The sequence below is a fragment of the Temperatibacter marinus genome, from assembly GCF_031598375.1.
Lineage (GTDB): Bacteria > Pseudomonadota > Alphaproteobacteria > Sphingomonadales > Kordiimonadaceae > Temperatibacter > Temperatibacter marinus.
In genome coordinates this window covers 2,936,677-2,951,261 of record NZ_CP123872.1, presented here as the reverse complement: position 1 = coordinate 2,951,261, position 14,585 = coordinate 2,936,677, and the positions used below count along the sequence as shown (strand labels likewise).

General features: G+C 44.6%; 11 protein-coding genes. 5 read left to right on the top strand and 6 right to left on the bottom strand.

Annotated elements, in window-relative coordinates; translation table 11 throughout:
- Positions 1 to 3,120: an efflux RND transporter permease subunit gene (locus QGN29_RS13365; RefSeq protein WP_310798371.1), complete on the top strand. Its 3,120-nt coding sequence runs from the start codon at positions 1 to 3 to the stop codon at positions 3,118 to 3,120.
- A 92-nt stretch (positions 3,121 to 3,212) separates the two neighbouring features.
- Positions 3,213 to 4,397, top strand: coding sequence for a Na+/H+ antiporter NhaA (nhaA, locus tag QGN29_RS13360; protein WP_310798370.1), 1,185 nt, complete (start codon positions 3,213 to 3,215; stop codon positions 4,395 to 4,397).
- On the opposite strand, the gene QGN29_RS13355 is transcribed toward nhaA, so the two are convergent.
- The 3 genes from QGN29_RS13355 to QGN29_RS13345 all read right to left on the bottom strand — a co-directional run bounded on the left by QGN29_RS13355 (position 4,394) and on the right by QGN29_RS13345 (position 8,974).
- Complete coding sequence (locus QGN29_RS13355; protein ID WP_310798369.1) at positions 4,394 to 5,620, bottom strand: threonine ammonia-lyase; 1,227 nt, start codon at positions 5,618 to 5,620, stop codon at positions 4,394 to 4,396. The two genes, nhaA and QGN29_RS13355, sit on opposite strands and share 4 nt — an antisense overlap.
- A 107-nt stretch (positions 5,621 to 5,727) precedes the next feature.
- The gene (locus QGN29_RS13350; RefSeq protein ID WP_310798368.1) at positions 5,728 to 6,594 is read right to left on the bottom strand and encodes an alpha/beta fold hydrolase; all 867 of its coding nucleotides are present in this window, start codon (positions 6,592 to 6,594) and stop codon (positions 5,728 to 5,730) included.
- 127 nt (positions 6,595 to 6,721) lie between these two features.
- Positions 6,722 to 8,974 (bottom strand): TonB-dependent receptor, encoded by a 2,253-nt coding sequence (locus QGN29_RS13345; protein ID WP_310798367.1) that lies wholly within the window; start codon positions 8,972 to 8,974, stop codon positions 6,722 to 6,724.
- Positions 8,975 to 9,150: 176 nt separating this feature from the next.
- On the opposite strand from QGN29_RS13345, the gene QGN29_RS13340 reads away from it, so the two are divergent.
- Positions 9,151 to 9,801, top strand: a complete 651-nt coding sequence (locus QGN29_RS13340; protein ID WP_310798366.1) for a TetR/AcrR family transcriptional regulator — start codon at positions 9,151 to 9,153, stop codon at positions 9,799 to 9,801.
- A gap of 13 nt (positions 9,802 to 9,814) precedes the next feature.
- Here QGN29_RS13340 and QGN29_RS13335 read toward each other — a convergent pair whose 3' ends face one another.
- The 3 genes from QGN29_RS13335 to QGN29_RS13325 are packed head-to-tail and all read right to left on the bottom strand — an operon-like array spanning position 9,815 to position 12,879.
- Positions 9,815 to 11,221 carry a TRAP transporter large permease gene (locus tag QGN29_RS13335; RefSeq protein WP_310798365.1) on the bottom strand — a complete coding sequence of 469 codons (1,407 nt, stop codon included), beginning with the start codon at positions 11,219 to 11,221 and terminating at the stop codon, positions 9,815 to 9,817.
- A 2-nt stretch (positions 11,222 to 11,223) separates the two neighbouring features.
- Positions 11,224 to 11,724, bottom strand: coding sequence for a TRAP transporter small permease subunit (locus QGN29_RS13330; RefSeq protein ID WP_310798364.1), 501 nt, complete (start codon positions 11,722 to 11,724; stop codon positions 11,224 to 11,226).
- Positions 11,725 to 11,739: 15 nt separating this feature from the next.
- Complete coding sequence (locus QGN29_RS13325) at positions 11,740 to 12,879, bottom strand: TRAP transporter substrate-binding protein (protein ID WP_310798363.1); 1,140 nt, start codon at positions 12,877 to 12,879, stop codon at positions 11,740 to 11,742.
- A gap of 129 nt (positions 12,880 to 13,008) precedes the next feature.
- Between QGN29_RS13325 and sfsA the strand changes: the two genes are divergently transcribed.
- The gene (gene sfsA / locus QGN29_RS13320) at positions 13,009 to 13,734 is read left to right on the top strand and encodes a DNA/RNA nuclease SfsA (protein WP_310798362.1); all 726 of its coding nucleotides are present in this window, start codon (positions 13,009 to 13,011) and stop codon (positions 13,732 to 13,734) included.
- An 18-nt stretch (positions 13,735 to 13,752) separates the two neighbouring features.
- Positions 13,753 to 14,583 (top strand): type I methionyl aminopeptidase, encoded by an 831-nt coding sequence (gene map, locus QGN29_RS13315; protein WP_310798361.1) that lies wholly within the window; start codon positions 13,753 to 13,755, stop codon positions 14,581 to 14,583.
- The last annotated feature ends 2 nt before the right edge of the window (positions 14,584 to 14,585 follow it).

Sequence of the window (14,585 nt, the reverse complement as noted above, 5' to 3'; positions counted from 1 at the left end):
ATGATTATTTCTGATGTTTCTGTGAAGAGGCCTGTTTTTGCGACTGTAATTTCTCTTATGTTAGTTGTTTTTGGCGTTCTGGCTTTCGGTGATTTACCGGTCAGGGAATTGCCTGATGTTGACGCGCCTGTGGTGTCTATTCGAACGAACTATCCTGGGGCAAATGCCGAGGTCGTTGAAAATCGGATTACCCGTGTTATTGAAGACCGGATTTCTGGTGTTGATGGTATAAAGTCTATTTCCAGTAACAGCAGTGATGGTCGTTCGTCCATCGATATTGAATTTGAATTAGACCGTAACATCGATAGCGCCGCTAATGATGTTAGGGACCGTGTTGCAAGGGTCGTTGGCAACCTTCCTGATCAAGTTCGGACACCTGAGGTAACCAAAGCCGACGATGATGCTCGGCCAGTTATTTGGTTCAATCTTATTCATCCAGATATGGATGTGATGCAATTGACTGATTACGCTGAGCGGAATTTTGTAGACCGGTTGAGTGTCATTGATGGTGTCGCGAGGGTGCGTGTTGGGGGCGGATCTCGCTATTCTATGCGGATCGACCTTAACCGTGAAGCCATGGCTGCACGGTTAATTACTGTAGAAGATGTTGAACAAGCTCTGCGTAGAGAAAATGTTGAGTTTCCAGCTGGTCGATTAGAGAGTGTGAGCCGCGATACAATTGTACGTCTCAATCGAGAATATGAATCCCCAGAAGATTTTCAGCGGTTAAAAATTAAAGACAATGATGGCTCTGATAAGAGTGGTAACATTGTAAGGCTCGGGGATATAGCAAAGGTTTATCTTGGGCGCGAACGAGCAAAACGCATGTTCCGTGGTAATGGTAAAACAATGGTCTCTGTGGGCGTGGAAAAACAATCACAAGCCAATACTCTGCAAGTCGCAAAGGAAGCCAAAGACCTAGTGAAAAAAATGTCGGCAGACTTGCCGGAGGGTATGACGTTTGATGCCTCCTATGATAGCAGTCTCTATATCGAAGAAGCGATTGACGAGGTCTATAGAACGCTGGCTATCGCAATGGGGCTTGTTGTGCTCGTTCTCTTCCTCTTTTTGGGCAATATCAAAACAGTGCTCGTGCCCGCTGTGACTGTTCCTGTTTGTTTAACCGCAACTTTTTGGATCCTTAGCCTGACGGGCGTGTCCATCAATCTAATCACTTTACTTGGTATTGTGCTTGCCATCGGTCTTGTGGTGGATGATGCCATTGTGGTGCTGGAGAATATTTATCGCCGTGTTGACGAGGGAGAGCCTGGCTTAATGGCTGCCTATAAAGGAGCCCGTCAAGTGGGGTTTGCTGTTATCGCGACGACTCTTGTTCTGATTGGTGTTTTCGTTCCGATCATGTTTTTGACTGGTAATATTGGCCGCCTCTTCGGCGAATTGGCAATCACCATGAGTGCTGCTGTGGCCTTCTCTAGTCTGATTGCCCTGACACTCAGTCCAATGATGTGTTCTAAGCTCGTGCGCCGCAAGAACGTAAAACCAAAATTTGCGGTCTGGCTGGATAAACAATTTAAAAAACTGCAAGCGGCCTATGCGGCTTTCCTAAACGGCGCACTCGATCATAAGATGCTGGTCTCGTTAATTTTCCTCCTTTGTGGCATGGCAGTTTATGGTCTGATGAGTAAAGTGCCGAGTGAGCTTACACCGCAAGAAGATCGATCAACCATGTTCTTACGTATTCGGGGCCCTGAGGGAGCAAGTTTTGATTATATGACCCAACAGGCAAAGCTCGTTGAAGCACAGATACTACCTCTGTTGGAGACAGGGGAACTGAAACGTCTTCTTCTGAATACTCGTACGGGTTCAGGTTGGGGCTTTGTTATTTTAACGCCAGTTGAAGCGAGGACACGAAGTACAGCTGAAATAGCGACGGAACTGCGCCGTAAGTTGATCACTAACGTGCCAGGTGTTCTTGCCATACCGATTGCTCGATCTGGACTGTCTCGTCGCGGAGGAGGGGGAAGTGAAAGCCTTCAATTCGTCATTGGTGGAAATAGTTATGAAGATATTGCTCGTTTTAAATCTGTTCTACTCGAAGAACTAAAAACATATCCTGGTATTCAAAATGCTGATGCTGACTACCGTGAAACTCAGCCACAGTTTAAGGTTAGAATTGATAAAGAGAGGGCTGCTGATCTTGGCGTGTCAATCTCTTCGATCGGGAGAACCCTTGAGACCATGATGGGGGGGCGTCGAGTGACAACTTTCCTTGATGGTGGTGAGGAATATGATGTGGTGCTTCAAGCAAGTGAATTGGATCGTCGTGTCCCGCTTGATATGGAAAATAACTATGTACGCTCAAGAACATCTGGAGCGCTTATTCCCTTAACTAATCTTGTGACTGTCACGGAGGAATCTGGTGCAGGACGCTTGAGGCGTTATAATCGTGTGCGTGCCCTTACGATCTCTGGCACAGTGGCTCCTGGCTATACTCTTGGGGAAGTTTTAGCTCATATGGAAGGCCTTGTCAGAGAAGTTCTGCCTGATGCAACATCAACAGATTATAAAGGGGCGACCCGCGAATTTATTGAAGCGGGCAATGAGATTTATTTCACCTTCATAATGGCGCTCATTGTTGTTTTTCTCGTTTTAGCGGCTCAATTTGAGAGTTTTGTTCATCCCTTTGTCATAATGTTGACTGTCCCGACTGCTGTTATGGGAGGTTTACTCGGTCTGTATCTGACTGGGGGAACTTTGAATATATATAGTCAGGTTGGGATGATTATGCTGATAGGATTGGCAGCAAAGAATGGAATTCTTATCGTGGAATTTGCCAATCAGCTTCGGGATCAAGGGAAATCAGTACGAGAGTCTTTGATTGAAGCTGCTGAGCTGCGTCTGCGGCCAATCTTAATGACTGCAATCTCAACAATCATGGGAGCTGTGCCGCTCTTGATTGCGTCTGGCGCTGGAGCAGCGAGCAGACAAACCATCGGCGTTGTTGTCTTTGGCGGTGTAAGCATTGCGACGTTGCTAACTCTCATCATTGTCCCTGTATTTTATGATATGATCGCTGGCTTTACTCAATCTCCTGAGCATGTGGCGCGAGAACTAGAAGAGCTTGAAGAAAAGCAAAAGAAAGGGATACCAGCAGAGTAAAAAACTTTTTGACAGAAAATATCGATTTTTCTTGATTTATCGCCGGGCCATACCAAGTTAGACATACTGAGATATATGACGAGCGAGGATCTATGACAGAAAGATTGAATTCCATCCAAAAGTTTTTAAATAGCGAATCCGCGGGAGGTATGCTCTTGATGGTTTCTGCTGCCATAGCATTGATCATCGCGAATTCTCCCTTATCCGGATATTATGGATTGCTCTTAGACACTCCCATTGCGGTTCAAATTGGGACGTTCGAAATCAATAAGCCTTTGTTGTTGTGGGTGAATGATGGCCTGATGGCCGTATTTTTCTTTCTTGTCGGTTTAGAATTAAAACGCGAACTGATCGAAGGAGAACTGTCTCAACCTTCAAAAATTATGTTGCCAGCGATTGGGGCTGTTGGCGGGATGGTAGTCCCTGCATTTATTTATCTGGCCTTTAACCTAAAGGATCCTGTTGCTATGCAGGGATGGGCTATTCCAGCGGCCACAGATATTGCATTTGCCCTCGGTATACTGTCTCTGTTAGGGTCTAGAGTTCCTATAAGTTTAAAAATATTCCTGACATCCTTGGCCATCTTTGATGATATTGGTGCCATTGTGATCATTGCACTTTTTTATACAAGTAAGCTCTCCCTTGTTTCCTTAATCACGGCTTTAGTGTGCTTAATTCCCCTGTATGTCTTGAATAAAAGAGGCGTGACAGAGAAAAGCCCCTATATTTTAATAGGGCTTATCATGTGGGCCGCTCTGTTAAAGTCTGGCGTTCATGCAACTTTGGCCGGCGTAGCCTTGGCAATCTTCATTCCGATCAAAGAAGAAAACGGTGTGTCACCTCTAAAAAGTTTGGAACATGATTTACACACTGCTGTTGCCTTTTTTATTCTGCCTTTCTTTGCCTTCTGCAATGCAGGTGTGCCGCTCCTTGGCTTAACCTTTGATCAAGTCGTGCATCCTATCCCACTCGGTATCGCAGCTGGATTATTTGTCGGTAAACAGGTTGGTATCTATAGTCTCTGCTGGTTCGCAATAAAGATGAAAATTGCGGAAATGCCCAAAGGGATGACTAACAGCAGTCTGTATGCCACAGCTGCACTTTGTGGTGTTGGCTTTACAATGAGTTTATTCATTGGATCTTTGGCTTTCGAAGAAACAGGAGTGAATCTTCTTTTTGATGAAAGGCTTGGCATTTTGATCGGATCGCTTGCCTCAGGAATAGTTGGCTTTATAATTTTGAATGTTGTTCTTCCCAGAAGGGAAAAGATGGACTAAACAGTTTTCGCTTCTGAGACAATAAAACCTGCCTCTTCCAACTGTACGACGACAAGGTCTGCATGGGCCTTGTCTTTGGCTTCGATGACCATTTCCATTTCTGTCATTTTCAAACTAACGGCACCAAATTCTCGCTGGTGACGTAGCTCAAGAACGTTTGCGCCAACATTTGCGACCACTTCTGATACTTTAGCTAAGCTTCCAGGCACATCAAGCATGGTGACCCGAAGCCTTGACAGTCGACCATCTCTTGCCATGCCACGCATAATAGCACTGGCCAGAAGACGGCTGTCTATATTGCCTCCTGTAAGAACCATGCCGACTTTACGGCCTTTGAACTTTTCTGGAAATTCCATTAAAGCGGCCAATCCAGTTGCTCCTGCGCCTTCAACCACAACCTTTTCGATTTCCATCATTAACACAATGGCTTCTTCGATCCGTGTTTCTGGGATGATAAGGATATCATCGACTAATTTTTTGACAACGGCTTGAGTATACGTGCCTGGGGTTTTAACGGCAATACCTTCGGCAATGGTTGGGCTATCAAAGGTGTGTGTACTTCCATCCATTGCGTTTTTCATAGACGGGAAGCTCTCCGTCTGAACACCGATAATCTTAATGTTTGGATTGACTGCCTTTGCTGCTACGGCCATACCTGAAATAAGGCCGCCCCCGCCAATCGGAATAAGCAGCGTGTCAAGGTCAGGAATATCTTCTAACATCTCTTGTGCAACGGTCCCTTGTCCTGCGATTACAAGCGGATCGTCAAATGGGTGCAAGAATGTATAGCCCTTTTCTTCAGAGAGACGCATGGCTTCAGCTGTGGCTTCTTCTAATACATTGCCTGCAAGGACAACGTCCGCGCCTAATTCTTCTGTACGTTTAACTTTATTGAAAGGTGTGCCAAAGGGCATGACTATGGTAGCAGGAATGCCGAGACGCGTCGCATGATAGCTCACCCCTTGTGCATGGTTGCCAGCAGACATGGCAATGACACCATTCTTTTTTTCTTCTGGGCTGAGAGCCAATAGACGATTGAGCGCCCCTCGTTCTTTATAAGCGGCAGTGAACTGAAAGATCTCAAACTTTAAAAAAATGTCGGCCCCGACAATCTGTGACAGTGTCTTTGATTGTTTGGTTTGTGTGTGCTCTATATGGCCTTTGATCTTTTTTGCAGCTGAGGAAACATCATCTGCTGTAATCACAAGGGTATTTTCAGCCATCAAGGCCTCCTGCTACTATATACGTCTGTATACAGGCAGCTTTCGCAATAGTTGCTTGAATTGTAAAGAATTAATTCAAATATCCTGTGAATTTGAAAGATTATTTCTTATCTTTTGCTCAACGCTAGAATTGCAGATTTTTCTTCGCATGTATCAAAGGTTGGACAGTGGCCTACATTTGAGACTGTAATCAATGCCAAATTCCCATGCTCCTGCTGCATTCGTTCTGCGACTTGGGAGGATAAAATGTCTGAAAGTTCGCCGCGAATTAGAACAACAGGCACGCTTTTTAGAGTTTCCATCAAAGGCCAAAGGTCGGGCGCAGCTGTTTCCGGTTTCTCGTTTAAATTGGTTGAAATGGCCGGATCATAATTCGCCACTGGTTTGCCAGCTTTTTCAACGTATAAGAGGCGTGTGAATTGATCCCATTCTTTATCAGAATAATTAGGGTAAACACTTGAATTGGCGTTTTTTACCCCTGCAATAGCTTCGCCCCATGAGTTAATCACTTTATCCTTGCCAACATAGCTTTTTATGCGATCAAGTCCCTTTTGATTCAGCTCTAGCCCCATATCGTTGATGATGATACCTTTGAAGATAGTGGGGTCAGAGGCATTCATCATGACACTCATAAAACCTCCGAGCGACGTGCCAATGGCATAGAGATCTGGCGGCGATTTCAACATGTTCCTGATAAGATGAAACATGTCACGGCAATAGATTGCCGGATCATAATTTTCTGGGTTATTATCCCACTCACTGTTGCCGCGGCCCCTTTGCTCAGCACAAATAACGCGGCACCCTTGATCTTGTAGATACTCAGCGATCGTACCAAAATCATTGGCATTTCTTGTCAGGCCTGGCATGCATAGATAGGTGGCAAGAGGTTCTCCATCAGGAAGATATTCTCTATAATGGAGCTTTAGTCCATCAGGGGAGGTATAATAAACGCTCGAATATCTTAGTTTTGTCATAGGATAGATCCTTGAAAAGCGTGGCTCAAATCTCTTTTAGTGATTAACTGAAGGAGAGATGAAATGCCTTAGCATATTTTGGATTAATAAACAGTGAAAGCCGAGGCTTCCACTGTTTATAAAGCTGCTAGAATTTTGCCCCGACAGTGAGATTGACTGTAGCTGGTGCACCGTAGAAGGCTGTGATTGTTCCTTCTAATCCGAGCGTAGGGAAATTATATCCTGCGACCTTATATTTTTTATCAAAGATGTTTTTTCCATGAAGTCCGATTGTATACTGTCCCTCAGGATCAGACCAAACGATGCTCGCATTAAACAGGCTGTAGGCGTCTTGATCTATAAGATCAACAGGTGTTTCAAACTGGTAAACTTTACCCACATGTGCCCATGAGATATTAAAGTTCAACGCGCTGTCGTTAGCCATCGTATAGGTATAGTTCGCGGCAATTGAGGCGTTGAACTCAGGCGTGTTTTGAACTTTGCGCTGATCAGCAACATTTACATCGTTCACCAACCATTCGTCAATTTTTGCATCAAGAATACTCATCGATCCCTTCAGGATGAAACTCTCCGTAACAGCAAGTGTCCCTTCAAATTCAAAGCCTTTAATTGTAGCTTTCCCGGCATTGGTCACAGTTCCAACAAAGTCATCATCTGTGCCATCACCATCAGTATCGATTGGTAAAGATCCCGGAATTTGCATATCAGAATAATCTGAATAGAAGAGGGCGATATTTGTCTGTGCTCTGCCGTCCAAGAAAGTGGTTTTCAAACCCAGCTCATAGGATGTCAGGGTCTCAGGTGAAAAACCTTCTTCCACATCTTCACCGCCAGCGACAAGATTAGCTCCGCGCGGGTCAAAGCCTCCAGCTTTAAAGCCTTGAGAGTAGGAAGCATAGAAATTCAGCGCGTCACTTGGTTTATAGTTAACAAGAATTCGAGGAGTAAAATCTTTGAATGTGCGGCTGTTTTCAAAGTCAGATGTTGTTGATATTGCGACTGCTGATCCACCAAAGAAAGGTGATGGTGTTCCTAGGAATGACTGTCTTAGGACATCCGCAGATCTTTTGTCACTTGTATAGCGCCCCCCTAGAGTAAGAGACCAGGCGTCGTCCAAGTCATAGGTCACATCAGTAAAGAGAGACCAAGATTTTGTGTTGACGTCACCGCCAGTATAAGCTGTAAGTTCTGAACCAAATGCAACACGGCCCAATTGTCCAAGAACCACGTCAAAGTCATTGGCTGCGTTGGCATTTATATAATAAAAGCCCGCGACAACATTCAGAGTGTCTGTGTTGTAAAGAGCTTGAAACTCTTGTGTGAACTGGTCATTTTCATAAATAACGGCTGCATCTAGGTCGTCAATAGCTAAACTGTCAAAATCAATCACACTTTCAGTATAATCTTCACGGTAAGAGGTGATTGATTTTACGGTGAGACTGTCGTTGACAGCCCATTCAATCAAGCCTGAAATACCTTTGTTCTCAACTTCATTATTCCCATTAATTCCAGAGGTCGATGCGTTGGTTTCAGCACCGGCGCGTGTGTCAAATACATCGTCTAAAACAGCTTCACCGCTAATGTTAGAGGCTGTAAGGCGATGACCATGTTTAGCACCACTATCGTCGTCGGTGTAGTCAGCCATAAGGCGGACAAAAAATGAATCAGAAGGGCTTAACTCTGCTGTTAAGCGGGCTGCGAAGATGTCTTTATCATAATTGTCTGTTCCCAAAGTCAGGTTTTTACCAAAGCCATCTCTTTTAAGGCGTGCGATTGCCCCCCCAATTATAAATCCCTCTGATATAGGGGCAGAGGCTGCGGCTAGGATGTCTGTTTGATTGTAGCTCCCGTAGCGCCCTGATACTGATAAAGAGGCCTCTTCAGGAAGCTTCTTTGTAACATATTTAATCGCGCCTCCCATGGCATTTCGACCATAGAGAGTGCCTTGAGGGCCGCGTAATACTTCAATTCGTTCAACATCTAATATCTCAAGCAGAGCTCCCTGAGGGCGTGCAAGATAGATATCATCAATATAAATGGCGACGCCCGGTTCAAACCCAGCAAGAGGATCCTGTTGCCCCACACCCCGAATGAAAGCTGTTAATGTGCTGTTTGTCGCTCGTGAAGCTTCTAGAGTTACACTTGGTAAACTCTGTGCAAGTTCCGTGATATCTGTAAGACCTCTATTTGCAATTTCATTAGCAGAAAAGGCCGTAATAGCCACAGGAGCATCTTGAAGGCTTTCTTCGCGGCGCCTTGCAGTGACAACGATTTCTTCTAGTGAAAATTCATCCTCTTGTGCCATCACAGGTGCAGTCAATGATAGCGATGATAGGCAGACACCTGATAATAACAGGCTATTAAATGCGGTATATTTCATGGGTTCCCTCCCGGTTGAAACTAACTATATGATTCCCTCGACCTTATTTCAACGATTGTTGAGTTATTGTCAACCTATTTTCTCAACGGTTGTTGAAAAAATATAAAAAACTATGATATACTGCTTACTTATGGCATGAATTATGTGACGAAAGTTTATGAAATGAGGTTGTTTTTATGACGCAGTCATCAAAAGGTAATAGAAGGACTCGCATTTTAGATGAGGCCGAAAAGCTTTTTGCCAAGCACGGATTTGATGGGGTTACAATGCGCCAGTTGGCGACTGCAGCAGAAGTGGATGTTGCTCTGGCAAGCTATCATTTTAAAAACAAAAGAGGCTTGTTTGATGCTGTTCTGTGGCGCCGAAGTGAGATTATGAATGACTTACGTCACAAAGCACTTGATAAAGTCCTAGAGGATTGCGGTGACAATCCGCCTCCAATCGATGCTCTCATTGAAAGTTGCATTCAGCCTCTCTTTGATCCTGAGTTCGATCTCGATGAGGGATGGCGTCATTATTATGAATTGATTGCGTATGTGAATAATTCGCCAGAATGGGGACGTGAAATCATGACAGAGCATTTTGCGCCTTTGCTGGATCGCTATTTAAAAGCTTTTAGAGATGCGCTCCCCAAAGCATCGGAAGAAGATATTTATCATTGCTATCATTTTATGTCTGGGGCAATCACCTTGACAATGGCACAAACGGGTAGAATGGATGCTTACTCTAAGGGCAAGCTTCACTCAGCAGATTTCTTTGCAATCTATAAAAGTATGGTTCCATTTGTGACAGCTGGATTTAAAGCTCTCTGTCAGAATATGAAATAGAGTTTATTAAATATTAAAAGATCACACTTGGGAGCCATGTCGCAAGTGTTGGCCATACAGCTAAAGTAAGAAGCGCGATAATTTGAATGGCAACAAAAGGCAAAGCGCCTTTGTATATATCGCTGGTTGCGACCTCATCAGGGGCCACACCCCTTAAATAAAAGAGAGCAAAGCCAAAGGGTGGTGTTAAAAAACTTGTTTGCAAATTCATTGCAATCAATATCCCTAGCCAGATAGGACCTAAGCTCCCATCCATTGCAAGAAGAGCTGGGGCGACAATTGGAACCACAACAAAAGTAATTTCAATAAAATCGAGGAAAAACCCAAGGACAAACATGACCAACATTACAAGTAGAATGGCTGTCCAATATCCACCAGGAAGTGTAGAGAGGAAATGCTCAATGGCCTCGTCGCCCCCAAAACCGCGAAAGACTAGGCTAAAGAGGGCGGCTCCAATTAGGATTGTATAAATCATGCTGCTGACGCGGATTGTCGAGAGCATACTTTCATGAATGATCGATTTGTAGGTTGCCCAGAAGGCTTTGCCTCTTACACGAAAGGCAGAAAGAAGCATCGCTCCAACAGCCCCAACCGCCGCAGCTTCAGTTGGGGTTGCTATGCCATTTAGGATAGATCCTAAAACAGCGATTATGAGCAATAACGGCGGGAAAAGCGCACCTAAAAGAGTTAGTATTTCTTTTTTTGAAAAATCAAATGTCTCTTCGAGAGCTGGACTATAAGTTGGTTTCGAAATCGCAATAAAAACCTGATAGGCAATATAAAGGCCCACTAGCAGGAGACCTGGGAGTAAAGCCCCAGCAAAAAGCTGACCAGCACTCAAAGGAGAAGGGGAAAAAATACCCATATTTGTTTGAGCTTGCTGCCAGGCATTTGACATGACATCAGCCAAGAGAATGAGGACGATGGATGGAGGGATAATTTGACCTAATGTTCCAGCCGCAGCGATAGACCCTGTCGCAAGCCGCGTATCATAGCCTCGTTTTAGCATAGTTGGAAGGCTCATGAGGCCCATGGTTACGACTGTTGCTCCAACAATGCCTGTAGAGGCAGCAAGCAAGGCACCAACTATCGTCACGCTAATGCCAAGTCCGCCTCGAATAGACCCAAACAGCCGGCCCATGCTTTCTAGTAAGTCCTCGGCAATTTTGCTTTTCTCTAATATGACCCCCATAGAGATGAACAGCGGCACAGCAAATAAGAGTTCATTTTGTATGACATTGCTGAAAACACGGTTTGGCAAGATCTCAATGAAACCTGAGTCAAGAGCCCCTGTCGCAATCCCAAAAAGGCCAAAAAGTAAAGAAACACCGCCCAGTGTAAAGGCGACGGGAAAGCCTGTCATCAATAAGCCGATCAGGCTGAGGATCATTATAACAGTAAGGGTTAGGCCGAGGTCCATGATTAATTCTTCTTCAGATCAGTCACAAGAGTGATGATGTTTGCAATAACTTGCAGAGAGAGGCTCAAAGCAAAAAGTAAAATAGTTGATTTTAAAAGGTAGACAAAGGGCAAGCCACTTGATTCAACAGATCCTTCAAAAATAGTCCAGCTATCTATGACGAAGGGTAGGCCAGAGATCCAGACAAGGGCGACAAAAGGGATCAATAAAAATAGGGAGCCCAAGAGATCCACGCGTTTTTTCGTATGCTCGCTAAAATTGCTGTAAAAAAGATCTACTCTAACATGTTCATTATGCTTTAGGGTATAGCCAGCCCCCGCTAAAAACATGAGAGCATTAATGTAGAAAAGACTTTCTTGTAGTTTAATTGACCCTTCTTGGAAGAAAGCAGCCAAAACAACAATTAGAAATTGAAGAAGAATCATTAGCAGGGGAGTAACCACTAAAATCTGACCTGTTCGCTCAGATATCTCCTCGAAAAAGGCAGCAAGTTTCAAGAGCATATAATCGGACCCTTATTATTTTTCAGGGAAATCACGGCGAGATTGCGTGAAATAATCTTCAGCAAATTCCCCCCAATACATTCCATCAGATTTTGCAGATCGATAGCTGTCATAAATTCGCTTAGAGAGGTCATCTGTTTGGCTGACTTCTTCAATTACCTTATAAGATTCTTCTGCTAGGCGCTGGCGGATGTCATCTGGGAATTGAAGCAGCTTAACCCCGTGTTCATTGACAAGGGTGCGCAACGCACGAGCGTTTTGAGCATTATATTCAGCATACATCATGCTGTTCTCTTCGGCGGCGGCGGCTTTGATCATCGCCTGATCTGTTTTGCTAAAACTATCCCAGATCTCTTTGTTGAAGCCAACAGCAAGAGCAGCGCCTGGCTCATGGATGCCTGATGTATAGTAATTTTTAACAATGGAGTGGAAGCCAAATGCCAGATCATTCCACGGACCAACCCATTCGGTTGCATCAATATTGCCCTGGCTTAGGGCCTGGAAAATTTCGCCGCCCGCTTTGGTGACGGGTGTCGCGCCCAAGCGCCTAAATACTTCTCCGCCTAGTCCGGGCATACGTATTTTCAATCCTTGAAAGTCGTCTATGCTGTTGATTTCATTTCTAAACCACCCCCCCATTTGAGTGCCGGTATTACCACACAATAATGCTTTAACATTAAATCGCGCAGAGAGTTCGTCCCAAAGTTCTTGGCCGCCCCCGTAATAGATCCATGCATTCAGTTCGTTAGTTGTCATCCCCATGGGGACAGCTGTAAAAAACGGAAAGGCAGGGGCTTTGCCTTGCCAGTAGTATTCGGCCCCGTGATAAAGATCGGCTTTCCCTTGAGAAACAGCATCAAAAGCACCGAGAGCGCCAACCAGTTCGCCAGCAGCATAAAGTTTAATTGTGATCCTGCCTTCGGTCATTTCAGTGACACGGTCTGCAAACCGCTGAGGTCCTGTGCCTAGCCCGGGGAAGTTTTTAGGCCATGTTGTGACGAGTTTAAGAGTTCGCTTGCCTGTAAGAACAGCGGCGCTTTCTTTACAGTCTGAAGCCTCTTGTTTACTGCAAGCTGCTACCAATGATGCTGCACCGGCGAGCCCTAGTCCTTTAACAAGACCACGGCGTGATATGGAGTTCTTTTTACTGTTCACAATCTTTTCCCACTATTCCCTAGAGATGATTCGGTATGGGGTAGTATAAAGCCATGGGGTTGGGGAGCAAGACCTTTACAGAGCGAAAAATGCAGACTAAATCATTAGATAAATAATTTAAGGATGATCATGCAGTTTACAGCCCCCCTTCGTTCTGGAAAATTAGTCAAACGCTACAAAAGGTTTTTAGCCGATATTGAGCTTGAATGCGGTGAAATTATTACGGCTCATTGCGCAAATAGTGGTTCTATGCTTGGCTTAAAAGAAGAAGGAAGCCTCGTTTGGGTATCCCCCAATACTAATCCAAAAGCAAAGCTAGACTGGCGGTGGGAATTGGTTGACCGCGAAGGCAGCCTTGTTGGCATTAATACCGCCCGCCCGAATGCCATTGTAGAAGAGGCAATTCTACAGAATAAGATAGCTGAACTCGCAGGGTATGACAGTTTAAAAAGAGAAGTGAAATACGGAGAAAATAGTCGGATTGATATTCTTTTATCCAATGAAAAGAGCGCTTCTCATTGTTATGTTGAAGTAAAGAGCGTTACTCTGAAAGCTGAGACTGAGGCAGAAGCCGAGGAGAGGAGAGTCGCTCTCTTTCCAGATTCTGTCACGTCTCGAGGGAAAAAACATCTCTTGGAGTTAGAAGCAATGGTTAAAGAAGGACATCGATCTGTCATGGTTTTCCTTGTTCAACGAGAAGATGTAGACTATTTTTCTACGGCAGATACAATTGATCCAGCTTATGGACAGACTCTACGTGAAGTTTTGGATGCAGGCGTAGAAGCGCTGTGCTATCAGTGCGCTGTGACGACAAAAGAGATTAAGGTAGTGAGAAAACTACCCATAAAATTATAAGAAATTAGGGCCGAGAAAATGAATAAATATGTAAATGCTACAGATGTACCTGAAAATCGAACAGGCTCTATTAAAATCTATGGACCCGAAGCCTTTGAAGGCATGCGCAAGGCAGGGCATTTAGCAGCAAAAGTGCTCGATTTTATAACCCCTCATGTCAGGGTCGGAGTTACGACAGAGGAGTTGGATCAACTCTGTCATGAGTATATTTTGGATCATAAAGCTATTCCTGCACCGCTTAATTATAGAGGGTTTCCAAAATCAATCTGTACGTCAATTAATGATGTCATCTGTCATGGCATCCCAGGGCCTAAAAAGCTCAAAGACGGGGATACTCTTAACATTGACGTCACAGTCATTCTAGACGGATGGTATGGTGATACCAGCCGCATGTTTTTTGTCGGGAAACCAAAAATCATAGCGCAGCGGCTTTGTAAGGTTACCTTTGAATCTCTGTGGAAAGGGATTGAGGTTGTGAGACCAGGTGCCACGCTTGGAGATATTGGCCATGCAATTCAGCACCATGTTGAAAGCCATGGCTATTCAGTGGTTCGTGACTTTTGTGGACATGGTATCGGCCGTGTTTTTCACGATGAACCTAGCGTTGTTCATTATGGTAGCCCAGGAGACGGTGTCGAGCTTAGGGAAGGCATGTTCTTTACCATCGAGCCGATGGTCAATCAGGGCAAATATGCCATGAAAATGATGAATGACGGCTGGACAGCGAAGACCAAGGATCGTAGTCTGTCAATGCAGTTCGAGCATACACTCGCTGTAACTTCGGATGGATATGAAGTCTTTACAAAGTCACCAAAAGGATGGGAATGTCCACCCTATAGTATTGAGTAGAG

Coding starts and splice junctions, on each gene's coding strand:
- map (WP_310798361.1), top strand. CDS start 13,753: ATGAATAAATATGTAAATGCTACAGATGTACCTGAAAATCGAACAGGC.
- QGN29_RS13330 (WP_310798364.1), bottom strand. CDS start 11,724: ATGCTCTTGAAACTTGCTGCCTTTTTCGAGGAGATATCTGAGCGAACA.
- sfsA (WP_310798362.1), top strand. CDS start 13,009: ATGCAGTTTACAGCCCCCCTTCGTTCTGGAAAATTAGTCAAACGCTAC.
- QGN29_RS13345 (WP_310798367.1), bottom strand. CDS start 8,974: ATGAAATATACCGCATTTAATAGCCTGTTATTATCAGGTGTCTGCCTA.
- QGN29_RS13340 (WP_310798366.1), top strand. CDS start 9,151: ATGACGCAGTCATCAAAAGGTAATAGAAGGACTCGCATTTTAGATGAG.
- nhaA (WP_310798370.1), top strand. CDS start 3,213: ATGACAGAAAGATTGAATTCCATCCAAAAGTTTTTAAATAGCGAATCC.
- QGN29_RS13350 (WP_310798368.1), bottom strand. CDS start 6,594: ATGACAAAACTAAGATATTCGAGCGTTTATTATACCTCCCCTGATGGA.
- QGN29_RS13335 (WP_310798365.1), bottom strand. CDS start 11,221: ATGGACCTCGGCCTAACCCTTACTGTTATAATGATCCTCAGCCTGATC.
- QGN29_RS13355 (WP_310798369.1), bottom strand. CDS start 5,620: ATGGCTGAAAATACCCTTGTGATTACAGCAGATGATGTTTCCTCAGCT.
- QGN29_RS13365 (WP_310798371.1), top strand. CDS start 1: ATGATTATTTCTGATGTTTCTGTGAAGAGGCCTGTTTTTGCGACTGTA.